General features: G+C 67.8%; 12 protein-coding genes. 4 read left to right on the top strand and 8 right to left on the bottom strand.

Annotated features, from left to right (window positions below):
* Together arsH and DDF67_RS12970 are read left to right on the top strand one after the other, a co-directional pair.
* On the top strand, positions 1-637 hold a 637-nt coding region (gene arsH, locus DDF67_RS12975), incomplete at its 5' end, for an arsenical resistance protein ArsH (protein ID WP_109101305.1).
* Entirely contained in the window at positions 634-1143 is a 510-nt protein-coding gene (locus DDF67_RS12970; protein ID WP_109101304.1) for an arsinothricin resistance N-acetyltransferase ArsN1 family A, read from the top strand. The genes arsH and DDF67_RS12970, both read left to right, overlap by 4 nt.
* A 106-nt stretch (positions 1144-1249) precedes the next feature.
* Here DDF67_RS12970 and DDF67_RS12965 read toward each other — a convergent pair whose 3' ends face one another.
* On the bottom strand, positions 1250-1714 hold the full coding sequence (locus DDF67_RS12965; protein ID WP_109101303.1) for a MerR family transcriptional regulator: 465 nt from the start codon (positions 1712-1714) through the stop codon (positions 1250-1252).
* Between the two features lie 80 nt (positions 1715-1794).
* On the opposite strand from DDF67_RS12965, the gene DDF67_RS12960 reads away from it, so the two are divergent.
* Together DDF67_RS12960 and DDF67_RS12955 are read left to right on the top strand one after the other, a co-directional pair.
* Positions 1795-3033 (top strand): NADH:flavin oxidoreductase/NADH oxidase family protein, encoded by a 1239-nt coding sequence (locus DDF67_RS12960; RefSeq protein ID WP_109101302.1) that lies wholly within the window; start codon positions 1795-1797, stop codon positions 3031-3033.
* Between the two features lie 56 nt (positions 3034-3089).
* Entirely contained in the window at positions 3090-3986 is an 897-nt protein-coding gene (locus DDF67_RS12955; RefSeq protein ID WP_199229221.1) for an acetoacetate decarboxylase family protein, read from the top strand.
* A gap of 80 nt (positions 3987-4066) precedes the next feature.
* On the opposite strand, the gene DDF67_RS12950 is transcribed toward DDF67_RS12955, so the two are convergent.
* From DDF67_RS12950 to DDF67_RS26075, 7 genes are all read right to left on the bottom strand, one after another.
* Positions 4067-6400: a xanthine dehydrogenase family protein molybdopterin-binding subunit gene (locus DDF67_RS12950; protein ID WP_109101300.1), complete on the bottom strand. Its 2334-nt coding sequence runs from the start codon at positions 6398-6400 to the stop codon at positions 4067-4069.
* Positions 6397-7383, bottom strand: coding sequence for an FAD binding domain-containing protein (locus DDF67_RS12945; protein WP_109101299.1), 987 nt, complete (start codon positions 7381-7383; stop codon positions 6397-6399). Before DDF67_RS12945 ends, DDF67_RS12950 begins: the two co-directional genes overlap by 4 nt.
* Positions 7380-7904: a 2Fe-2S iron-sulfur cluster-binding protein gene (locus tag DDF67_RS12940; RefSeq protein ID WP_109101298.1), complete on the bottom strand. Its 525-nt coding sequence runs from the start codon at positions 7902-7904 to the stop codon at positions 7380-7382. Before DDF67_RS12940 ends, DDF67_RS12945 begins: the two co-directional genes overlap by 4 nt.
* A 127-nt stretch (positions 7905-8031) precedes the next feature.
* Complete coding sequence (locus DDF67_RS12935; RefSeq protein ID WP_233247647.1) at positions 8032-9387, bottom strand: cation:proton antiporter; 1356 nt, start codon at positions 9385-9387, stop codon at positions 8032-8034.
* A 5-nt stretch (positions 9388-9392) separates the two neighbouring features.
* Entirely contained in the window at positions 9393-10388 is a 996-nt protein-coding gene (locus DDF67_RS12930) for an SDR family oxidoreductase (RefSeq protein WP_109101297.1), read from the bottom strand.
* A 150-nt stretch (positions 10389-10538) separates the two neighbouring features.
* Entirely contained in the window at positions 10539-10907 is a 369-nt protein-coding gene (locus DDF67_RS12925; protein ID WP_233247646.1) for a LytTR family DNA-binding domain-containing protein, read from the bottom strand.
* A 156-nt stretch (positions 10908-11063) separates the two neighbouring features.
* The coding region (locus DDF67_RS26075) for a hypothetical protein (RefSeq protein WP_233247645.1) at positions 11064-11254 on the bottom strand (191 nt) is incomplete at its 5' end.

The raw sequence follows: 11254 nt of genomic DNA, 5'->3' as shown, positions 1-11254 counted from the left end.
GCTGCTCTACGGGTCGCTGCGGGCGCGGTCGTTCAGCCGCCTGCTGGTCGAGGAAGCCGCGCGCATCCTCCAGGCCCTGGGCTGCGAAACCCGCATCTTCGATCCGCGCGACCTGCCTTTGCCCGACGCTGTCGGCCCGGAGCATCCCAAGGTCCAGGAATTGCGGGCGCTGTCGCTGTGGTCGGAGGGGCAGGTCTGGTGCAGCCCGGAGCGTCACGGCGCCATTAGCGGCATCATGAAGGCCCAGATCGACTGGATCCCGCTGGAGGTCGGCAGCGTCCGGCCGACCCAGGGGCGGACCCTGGCGGTCATGCAGGTCAGCGGCGGGTCGCAGTCGTTCAACGCGGTCAACACCCTGCGGCTCTTGGGGCGGTGGATGCGGATGATCACCATTCCCAACCAGTCGTCAGTGGCCATGGCCTACAAGGAGTTCGACGAGAACGACCGCATGAAGCCGTCTAGCTATTACGACCGCGTGGTCGACGTGATGGAGGAGCTGGTGAAGTTCACGCTGCTGACCCGGGACAGCGCCGACTACCTCGTCGACCGCTACAGCGAGCGGAAGGCCAGCGGGCGCATCCCCGAACACGTCGCCCTGGCCGCCGAGGCCATGAAGCATGAGGCCGCCTCCGCATGACCACCGCCACGCTCACCACCCGCCCGGCCACGCCCGACGACGCCGCGGCCATGGCCGACATCTACAACGAGGGCATCGTCGACCGCATCGCGACCTTCGAGACCAATCCCCGCTCGGCGGCGGACCTCGCCGGGTGGTTCGACGGCAAGCACCCCATCGTCGCCGTCGTCGACCAGGACGGCAAGGTCGTCGGCTACGCGGCGACGTTCTCCTACGCCGACCGCTGCTGCTACGCGGGCATCGCCGAGTTTTCGGTCTATGTCCGCCGGTCGCATCGTGGCCAGGGCGTGGGCGCGCTGGCCATGAACGCGCTGATCGCGGAGGCGACGAAGGTCGGTTTCTGGAAGCTGCTGTCGCGGGTCTTCGTCGAGAACAAGGCCAGCCTCGGGCTGATGCGCTCGCTCGGGTTCCGCGAAGTCGGCGTGCACGAGAAGCACGGCAAGCTGGACGGCGTTTGGCGGGACGTGGCGGCGGTCGAGCGGGTGATCGACGTCAATCTTGGCTGACGTCTTTGGGTTCTCGGGCAGGGCGTGAGTGTCGCCTTTCTGGAGGCGAGCCACGGTCAGCTTGTGGCGCAAGCCGGTCCGCGGCAGAAAAAGCTAGGGCCTAGCTCTAAGCGCGTTGTCGCGGCGCCGGCAGATGATCGCTTGCCACCGTCCGAGCGGAATCGATCTCCTTGCCCAGTACGGTTGAAAGAACCCTGCGGGCGTTAGCCGCGCAGTCCAGATCGTCGGGTTTGCTTTCGATCCCAGCGATAACAGCAACCAGTTGTGCTTTGCTCTCAGCAAGCCGCCTTTCGAGCGCCTCGATATCAGCCACACGGCTGCGCAACGCGGCGATGAGGGCATCGTGCTTCCAGTCCGCCAGGTCGGAAGGGAGCAGGGTCCGGATTTCGTCGAGGCTGAAGCCGGCCTTCTGCGCCGTGGCGATCAGGTCGAGCACGAGCACGGCGTTGTTGGGATAGGCGCGATAGCCGTTAGGGCGACGCTCCACGGTCGTCAGCAGGCCTTCCCGTTCATAGAACCGGATGCGCGATTGGGTGAGACCTGTGCGGTTGGCCAGTTCGCCGATGTTCATTCGCGGGCCTCAGAAAGCGTGTTGACCCTAAACCTAGCTTAAAGGTTAGGGCTGGGTCTACGCCGTTCGAGGAGCCCCTAATGTCTCTGTTTTCGCCACTGACCTTGCCCAACGGCGCCGTCATCCCCAACCGCATCGCCAAGGCGGCGATGGAGGAGAACATGGCCGATGGCCACCACCTACCGTCGCAGGCGCTGATCGATCTGTACCGTGCCTGGGCCGCAGGGGGGGCGGGGCTGATCATCACCGGCAACGTGATGGTCGACGCTCGCGCCATGACCGGCCCGGCCGGCGTGGTGCTGGAGAATGATCACCATCTCGACCGCTTCAAGGCCTGGGCGACGGCGGCCCGATCAGGCGGCGGCCAGGTGTGGATGCAGATCAATCATCCGGGGCGTCAGATGCCAGCGGCCCTGGGCCAGGAGACCCTAGCCCCGTCGGCAATCGCGCTGGACCTGGGCGCCCAGTCCAAGGTCTTTCCGATGCCGCGCGAAATGTCTGCAGCCGACATCGCCGAGGTCGAGCGCCGTTTCGTGACCACGGCGGCGCTGGCCGAGCGCGCCGGCTTCACCGGGGTGGAGATCCACGCCGCGCACGGCTATTTGCTGAGCCAGTTTCTCTCGCCGCTGGCCAATCATCGCCAGGACCGCTGGGGCGGCAGCCTGGAAAACCGCGCGCGCCTGCTGCTGGACGTCGTACGCGGTGTGCGAGCAGCCGTGACGCCCAGCTTCGCCGTGGCGGTGAAGCTCAACTCGGCCGACTTCCAGCGCGGCGGCTTCTCGCCTGAAGACGCCCGCGCCGTGGTCAAGATGCTCAACGGCCTGGGCGTTGATCTCGTCGAGCTCTCGGGCGGCAGCTACGAGGCGCCGGCGATGATGGGTTCTTCTCGCGACGAGCGCACTTTGGGGCGCGAGGCCTACTTCCTTGAGTTCGCCCGCGAGATCGGCAAGGTCGCGGCCATGCCGCTGATGGTCACCGGCGGCATCAAGCGGAGGGAAGTGGCCCAGAAGGTCGTGGAAAGCGGTGTGGACATGGCAGGCATCGCCACGGCGCTGGCCATCGAGCCAGATCTTCCGGCGCTGTGGCGCCAGGGCAAGGATGTCGCGCCCAGCCTGCGACCCATCACCTGGAAGAATAAGCCGATCGCCTCCTCGGCGCACATGGCCGCCGTGCGCTATCAGCTGGTGCGACTAAGCCAGCGGCGACGCACCGCGCCGCACATATCGCCTGTCTGGGCGCTGATCACCGCGCAACTCCAGGCTAGGAGCAGCGCCCGCCAGTATCGGCGCTGGATGGCGCAGCGCCCGGCGACGGCCTGACCGCTCCCTGTCGTCGAACAGATAATCAAAAAGGCTCGTACATGGTTGAGCAGTTCGTGGACGTCGAGTTCGGCGGCCAGACCGTCCAAGTGCCAAAGGGCGGCTACTACGATCGCTTCCGTTCCAATCCAGACCTGGATGTTGTGGCGCGCGACCCCGCCGCCGGCAACATCGACTTCTTCCGGCGCATCCCCAAGCAGAAGGTTTCCTCGCGGGTTGGGCCCGTCTGGGCGCCCAACTTCTACTACCGCAGCAGCTCGGTGCAGCTTTTGATGACCGCGCCGATCGATCGGCTCGCGGCGGCGCTCCCAGCGCCGCTGGAGCCGCTTCGTCCCCTTCCGGCCCAGGGCCTAGTGGCCCTGACCTTCTTCTCCTACTCCGTCTGCGACAACGACCCATATGACGAGGTCTCGATCGCGGTTGTCGTCCGCCGTCCCGGCGCCAAGGGCTCGCATCTCGGCCAGCTCCTGGGCGACATTCGCCGGCGCAACTTCTTCGCCCACGTCCTGGCGCTGCCGGTCACCACCGAGATAGCCTGGACACGGGGCGTGCAGGGTTACCAACTACCCAAATGGCTGACGCCGATCACGGTGGATATCGCCAATGAGGTCAGGGCGAGCATCGCCGCCACGGACGGCTCACCAGATCTGGTGCTTCGCGCGCCCGCGCCGGCTTTCAAAGACGTGCCTTCACAGTCGCGCCTGGGCGCCAACACCATGATCCATCAGGTCGACGGCCAGTGGAGCCAGACGGTGGTCCAGTCCAACACCTTGTCCTATTCCCAGAAGCTCTTTCCGAAGGGCGTGACACTCTCGCGCCATGGGGGTCCGATGAGCGACCTCCTCAACGGCTTGGGCGTCTCGGCCATGCTGCGCCTGGATGTGGTCAGGGACGCGCAGTTGGTGCTCAACATGCCAACGCCATTGAAGGGCAGCGATATGCGGGGCAGGTGAGGGACGGCCAAGCCAGAAGCATCATGAACGTCGCCTTTCTGGAGGTGAGGCAAGGTCGGCTCATGGCGTAACGTGGCCGATTACAGCAGCTTGTCGAGCGTGATCGGCAGGTCGCGGATGCGCTTGCCGGTCGCGTTGAAGATGGCGTTGGCCACCGCCGCCCCGGTGCCGGTGATGCCGATTTCGCCGACGCCATGCGCGCCCATGGGCGCGTGCGGATCGGGGATATCGGTCCACATCACGTCGATCTGCGGCACGTCCATGTGCACCGGCAGATGGTACTCGGCGAGGCTGGGATTCATGATCCGGCCCTTGCGCGGATCGAACTGGGTTTCCTCCATCAAGGCCAGGCCCAGGCCCATAATGATGCCGCCGCGAAACTGGCTGGCGGCGGTTTTGGCGTTGAGGATCCGGCCGCAGTCGAACGAGCCCAAGAAGCGGCTGATCCGCACCTCGCCGGTGACGGTGTTGACGCGGACCTCGCAGAACATCGCCCCGTGGCTGTGCATCGACCAGTGCTGGGTCTCCAGCGGCATCGGCGGCTCGGCCTCGACCACGACGCTGTCGCGGCCCGCGCGGTTCAAGATCGAGGCGTAGCTTTCGCAGCGCTCGGGGTCGTCGAGCTTGCAGAGGCCGCCGTCGTGGCCCCCGACCTCGTCGGCATCAAGGCCGGCCAGCACGGAGTCGTTGCCAGCCAGCTTGAGCAGCTCCTTGACCAGGGCGCGGTGGGCGGCGATCACCGAGGCGCCGATCGAGGCGGTCTGCTGCGAGCCGCCAGCCAGCACTAGGCCCGGCAGGGTCGAGTCGCCGTAGTTGAAAGTCACCGCCTCCAGCGGCAGGCCCAGCCGCTCGGCCGTGACCTGGGTCTGGGCTGTGGCCGTACCCATGCCCATCTCGTGAGCGGCGATGTCGACGCTCGCGCGGCCGTCGCGGGTCAGGGTCAGGCGCGCCGCGCCGCCGGGCATGCGGTAGTAGGGATAGGTGGCCGTGGCGCAGCCGACGCCGATCAGCCACTCGCCCTCGCGCGTCGCGCCCGGCGTCCGATTGCGGCGCGACCAGCCGAAGCGCTCAGACCCGGCCCGCCAGGCCTCGTCGATATGCCGTGAGGAGAAGGGCAGGCCGAGTGTCGGGTCCTTCTCTGGTTCGTTACGTAAGCGCAGTTCGATCGGGTCCATGCTGAGGGCGTGGGCCAGCTCGTCGAGGGCGCTCTCCAGGGCGAAGGTGCCCACCGACTCCCCAGGCGCACGCATGAAGGTGTTGGCCAGCATGTCCAGCTCGACGACCTGGACGTCGAGCAGCATGGTCTCGGACGCATAGGCGCTGCGGGTGGGCAGGATGAACGGCTCGGGCATGACGTTTGTGGCGGTCTTGGGCGTCACGCCGCGGTGGATCAAGGCCTTGAGGCGACCATCGCGGTCGGCACCCAAGGCCACCCGTTGCTCCGTCGGGGCGCGGCCGCCGACCATGCGGTAGACGCTCTCGCGCGACAGGGCCAGTCGCACCGGACGGCCGGTCAGCTGTGAGGCGCAGGCCGCCAGCACCTGGTGCTGCCAAAGGGTCTTGCCGCCAAAGCCGCCGCCGACAAAGGGCGAGGTGACCACCACCTGCTTCTCGTCGATCCCGAACATCTTGGCCATCGTCCAGGCGGTGTGGGAGACGGCCTGGGTGGCGTCGTGCAGCCGCAAGGTCCCGTCCCGCCAGTAGGCGGTGACCGCGTGCAGCTCGATGGCGTTGTGATTGTGGCCCGGGGTCGTATAGGTCGCATCGACCGCAACCGGCGCGGCCGCCAGGGCTTCCTCGGCGTCGCCGATTTTGTTGTGCAGCGGCTGGCCCATGAAGACGCCGGGCTTGGTCCCCTCGGCCTTCGCCGCCTCGATGTCCGTCACGGCTGGGGCGGCGTGGTAAGTGGCGCGTACCAGCGACTTGGCGTGGTCGGCCTGTTCCTGGGTTTCGGCCAAGACCAGGGCGATCGGCTGGCCGTTCCAGTGGATCTCGTCGTCCTGCATGACCGGCAAGTTGTCGCCGCTGGCGGCCTTGGGATCGGACAGGAAGACTGGCGGGGCCTTAAGCCGCGGCGCATTGCGCCAGGTCATCACCGCCACGACGCCGGCGGCGGCTTCGGCCGCGGTCACGTCGAGCTCAGCGATGCGGCCCCGGGCGACGACGCTGTGGACGACGGCGGCGTAGACCATGCCCTCGAGCGGGAACTCGGCGGCGAACGGCGCGGCGCCGGCCACCTTCAGCGGCCCGTCGATCCGCGTGACCGGTTTGCCGATATGGCCATGCTGGTGGCGGATCAGCGGATCGGGCTTGCCGCCGGGGATCCAGCTGTCGGGGGCCAGGGCCACGGCCTTGCCCATCAGGCCCTGCATCGCGCCCTGGACCAGTTGCTTGGCGTCTTCGGCAAGGCTCATGCGACGGCTCCCGCAAGATCGGTCAGGACGGCCACCAGCGTCCGGCGCGCCAGCTCGACCTTGAAGGCGTTGCCGGACCGCGGACGGGCGTCGGCCAGTTCGGCGTCGGCCGCGGCGGCGAAGGCGTCGGCGGACGCCGCGTTTCCCCGCAGGGCCGCCTCGGCCTTCCAGGCCCGCCAGGGCTTGTGGGCGAGGCCGCCGAACGCCAGCCGCACGTCCTTCACCAGGCCGCCCTCCAGCTCGAGGGCCGCGGCCACCGAGACCAGGGCGAAGGCGTAGCTGGCGCGGTCGCGGACCTTGCGATAGGCCGAGCGTGCAGCGACGGCGGCGGGGGGCAGTTCGACGGCGGTGATCAGCTCGCCGGGCGCGAGCTCAGTCTCGAGATCGGGCCGGTCGCCGGGCAACCGGTGGAAATCGGTGAGCGGCAGGCTCCGCGCGCCGGCGGGGCCTTCCAGATGGACCACCGCCTCCAGAGCGGCCAAGGCCACGCACATGTCGGACGGGTGCACGGCGATGCAGGCGTCCGAAGCGCCCAAAACGGCGTGCATGCGGTTGAAGCCGCCGATGGCGTCGCAGCCTTCGCCGGGCCGCCGCTTGTTACAGCGCGCGCCGTCGTCGTCGTAAAAATAGACGCAGCGGGTCCGCTGCAGCAGGTTGCCGCCGACCGTGGCCATGTTGCGGATCTGCGGGCTGGCCCCAGCGACGATGGCGCGGGTCAGCAGCGGATAGCGCTCGCGGACCAGCGGATGCTCGGCCAGGGCCGTGTTGCGGGTCGCCGCGCCGATCATCAGGCCGCCGTCGGGCGTTTGGGCGATCTCCCGCGACAGGCCGGTGACGTCGACCAGGGCCGGGGGCCGCTCGATGGTCTCGCGCATCAGATCGACCAGATTGGTGCCGCCGCCGAGATACTTGGCGTTCAGCGCTGCGGCGCGGCGGACGGCGTCGGCCGCATCGGCGGCGCGATTGTAGACGAATGGGTTCACTCGGCCGCCTCCAGTTGCTCAGTCTGGTCCGCGAACGTCTCGAGGATCGCCTCGACGATGCCATTGTGAGCCCCGCAGCGGCATAGATTGCCGCTCATGCGCTCTCGCAACTCATCACGATCAAGCGCGATGGTCTCGGCGGTCAGGTCGCCGGTGACGTGGCTGGGCACGCCGCGCCGGATCTCGTCGGCCATGGCCAGTGCCGAACAGATCTGCCCCGGCGTGCAGTAGCCGCACTGGAAGCCGTCATGCTCAAGGAATGCCTGCTGCAGCGGATGCAGCGCACCCGGCGCCCCAACGCCCTCGATCGTCGTGACGGACCGGCCCTCGCACTGTACCGCCAGCGTCAGGCAGGAGAGGATCCGCTCGCCATCGAGCAGTACCGTGCAGGCGCCGCAGGCGCCCTGGTTGCAGCCCTTCTTGGCGCCGGGCAAGCGCAGCTGTTCTCGCAGCAGATCCAGCAGAGAGACGCGCGGGTCGTCGGGTAGGGCGGCGACGACGCCGTTCACGGTCAGATTCATCGGAAGGCCTCGCAGTTAGCGGCCGGCGCGAGGATGCAGTTCGGCTCTGACGTAACTCCGCGGCGAGCATTCAGTGCCGACGACGCGCGGTGTTGATCGGACCAAATCGCAGCGTGGCGGCCTTGGCTCAGCTGGCGGGGCCCTTGAGGCCCGGAGGCGGTACGTTCTGACGGTCTGCGGCGTCAGGGTCGCGGCCCTGGCTCCGATCCAGGCGGCGCATGATCGGGGTGACGGTCAAGCCATGCCCTATGATCGACAGCAGGATAACGAGCGCGGCGATCGCCCAAAGCCGCTCGGCTTGGGGGAAGTCAGAGCGGCCAAGGGCGTAGGCGAGATAATAGATCGTGCCGACGCCGCGGATTCCGAAAAACGCGAGCGTGAGTTTCTCGCTGCGTACGGCTCTGAAGCCGACCAGGCCGATCAGGCCGGCTACAGGTCTGATCACCAGTAGGATGGCGACGGCAAGTCCCACGTCCGTCCATGACAACGGGGCCAATATGCCGCTGACCAGCGCGCCGCCGAACAGCAGGAGCAGAACCATCATGGCCAGTCGCTCAATCTGCTCAGTAACATCGTGCATCTGGCGCTGAAATTCATGCTCTCGATGCGCGTGACGCAGGGTCAGGGCCGTGACGAAGACCGCGAGGAAGCCGTAGCAGTTGATCAGTTCGGTCAGGCCGTAAGACAGGAACGTCGCGGCGATGGCGATCAGGCCATCGCCCGTGGCGGCCAACTTGCTCTCCGAGGGAATACGAAAGGTCAGCCAGCCGAAGGCCCAGCCTACGAGCCAGCCGCCGATCACGCCGGCGCCGATTTCCCAAAGGACATTGTGGGTCAGCCAGTCCGCCACCCACGGCTGACCCGTTCCCGCCGCGGCAGCGAGCACGATCGCCAGATGCACGAAAGGAAAAGCCAGGCCGTCGTTGAGGCCGGCTTCGGAGGTGAGGCCAAAACGCACCTCGTCCTCTTCCCCGCTCTTGGGCGGGCCGACCTGCACGTCGCTCGCCAAGACCGGATCCGTCGGCGCCAAGGCGGCCCCAAGCAAGAGAGCGGCGACCCACGGCATGCCCGTCAGGACGCCTAAGGCCGTGATCGCGGCGATGCTCAGCGGCATGGTCACGCCAAGCAGCCGCCAAGCGACCTGCCAGCGCCGAACGTGAAACACCCGATCGATCTTCAGCCCAGCGCCCATCAGGGCGATGATGACGACGAACTCCGCGAAGCGCTCTGTGAACGCCATGTGCCGACTGGGAAGAGGCCGCAGATCGATGGGCGCGAAGGAAAACAGCGCCGCGCCCAGCGCTATGCAAATGATGGGCAAGGAGATCGGCAGCCGACGCAGGACCAGCGGCAGCCAAGCCACGAGGGCGATCAGCACGCCTGCGCCGGTGAGACCGAGAATGTAAGGTGCGGGATCTAGGTCTGGAAAAATGGAAGGCGGCCGCACCAGCGCGCTCAACGTCGCAATGTCTTCCAGCTTCAAGAGCGTCAGCCAGGCTGCCCGCCGCCGCCGGTGGCGCCGAAGATCTGGCCGGTGGAATAGCTGAGGGCCGGGTCAGCGGCCGCGACGTAGAGGCCCGCGATTTCCGCAGGTTGCCCCGGGCGACCAAGCGGGCTTTGCGAGCCGAAGGCCTGCAGCTTCTCCGGCGTGGCGCCGCCGCTGACCTGCAGCGGAGTCCAGAATGGGCCGGGGGTCACGGCGTTTACGCGGATGCCTTTCGGCGCCAGTTGCTTGGCCATCGACTTGCTGAAGTTCAGCATCGCCGCCCGCGTCATCGCATAGTCGACGAGATCCTCGGAAGGATCGCCCGCCTGCTCGGAGGCGGTATTGACGATCACCGCGCCGGCGCTCATGCGCGCCACCGCCGCCTTGGTCAGCCAGAACGGCGCATAGACGTTGGTCTTCATCGTCGCGTCGAAATCTTCGCTGGAGATGTCTGCGATCGTCGCTCGCGTCTGCTGGCGGGCGGCGTTGTTGACCAGGATATCCAAACCGCCCAGCTCGCGGGCCGCGCGCTCGACCAGCTGGCGGCAGAAGGCCTCGTCACGCAGGTCGCCGGGGATGGCGACCGCCTTGCAGCCCGCCGCGCGGATCAGCTCGACCACCTCGCGGGCGTCCGGCTCCTCGGCGGGAAGATAGTTGATCGCCACGTCGGCGCCTTCGCGGGCATAGGCGATGGCCGCGGCGCGGCCGATGCCGCTGTCGCCGCCGGTGATCAGGGCCCGCTTGCCGGCCAGGCGGCCCGAGCCCTTGTAGCTCTCCTCCCCGTGGTCGGGACGCGGGTTCATCTTCGAGGCCAAGCCTGGCCATGGCTGAGTTTGCGCGGCGAACGGCGGCTTGGGGTAGGAGGCGGCTTTCGGGGTGGTCGGCGCGCCGGGGGGCTTGGCCTCCTGCCGGGCCATCGCCGGCGCGGCGACCGCGCCGACCGAGGCGAGGGCCGCGGCCGTGATCAAGCCGCGGCGGGACGTGGCGTTGTCGGTCATGGGAAGATCCTGGCTCTAGGTGATCGCGACGGCGCGTGGGACGAGATGCAAGGCCTAACCCCTCCCATTCAGGCGGGGTTCCGACAGGTATGAAGCGTTGGTCAAACGCATCGAACGCCGGGTCTCGCCCGAGGGCGTCGGGTCGGCGCGCTAGACAAGCGCCGCCGTGCAGACCTCTTGCTCGAGCGCCTCGCGCAGGGCGGGCTGGCGGGAGCGGCTGACGGGCAAGGGCGGGCCTTCGCCAAGATGCAGCCGCCATCGGTCGCCCTCGCGCTCCAGGCGCTGCACCCGCGCCAGGTTGGCGATCGCCGAGCGATGGATGCGCAGGAAGTTCGGCGGCAGCTGGCTGGCCAAGCCGTCCAGACGCGCGGCGTGCAGCAGGCTGCGGCTACCCGCCAGCCGCAGCTCGACATAGTCGTCGGCCCCGACCACGGCCAGGATGTTCTCGATCGGCACCAGCTCGTCGCCGCGCGCCGAGGCCACGGTCAGGCGGTCGGGCCGGACGGCGGCGCGGGTCAAGGCGGCTTGCCGCGCCCTACCAGGTCAAATCGCTCCAGCCCGCCTAGACTGAACGTCGCCTTCCTGGAGGGGTGTCAACGGCAGCAATTGGCGCGACCCGGCTAGCGATGCAGACCTCCGGCTCGGCAGAGAAGGGTGGGTTGGAAAGCTGACCAGTCAGCTTTCGATAGGACCCCGCACGGGAAAGTTCTGGAGCTGACGGCGCAAATCGGCTGCGGCCTCGGAAAGCGAGGGGTCAACCGGGACATTGAAGCCGTGCTGGACCAATTCATCCCCTGCTTTGGACCAGGGCGGGGCAGCTTCCAGCGCGAAACTCACGCGCAAGGTCTGAGGATTGAGTAGTTCGA

Origin of the sequence: Caulobacter endophyticus (assembly GCF_003116815.1) — a bacterium.
GTDB lineage: Bacteria > Pseudomonadota > Alphaproteobacteria > Caulobacterales > Caulobacteraceae > Caulobacter > Caulobacter endophyticus.
Note: the sequence above shows the minus strand (reverse complement) of the source record. Positions and strands in the feature narration are given on the sequence as shown.

Coding starts and splice junctions, on each gene's coding strand:
- DDF67_RS12970 (WP_109101304.1), top strand. CDS start 634: ATGACCACCGCCACGCTCACCACCCGCCCGGCCACGCCCGACGACGCC.
- DDF67_RS12930 (WP_109101297.1), bottom strand. CDS start 10,388: ATGACCGACAACGCCACGTCCCGCCGCGGCTTGATCACGGCCGCGGCC.
- DDF67_RS12965 (WP_109101303.1), bottom strand. CDS start 1,714: ATGAACATCGGCGAACTGGCCAACCGCACAGGTCTCACCCAATCGCGC.
- DDF67_RS12960 (WP_109101302.1), top strand. CDS start 1,795: ATGTCTCTGTTTTCGCCACTGACCTTGCCCAACGGCGCCGTCATCCCC.
- DDF67_RS12950 (WP_109101300.1), bottom strand. CDS start 6,400: ATGAGCCTTGCCGAAGACGCCAAGCAACTGGTCCAGGGCGCGATGCAG.
- DDF67_RS12940 (WP_109101298.1), bottom strand. CDS start 7,904: ATGAATCTGACCGTGAACGGCGTCGTCGCCGCCCTACCCGACGACCCG.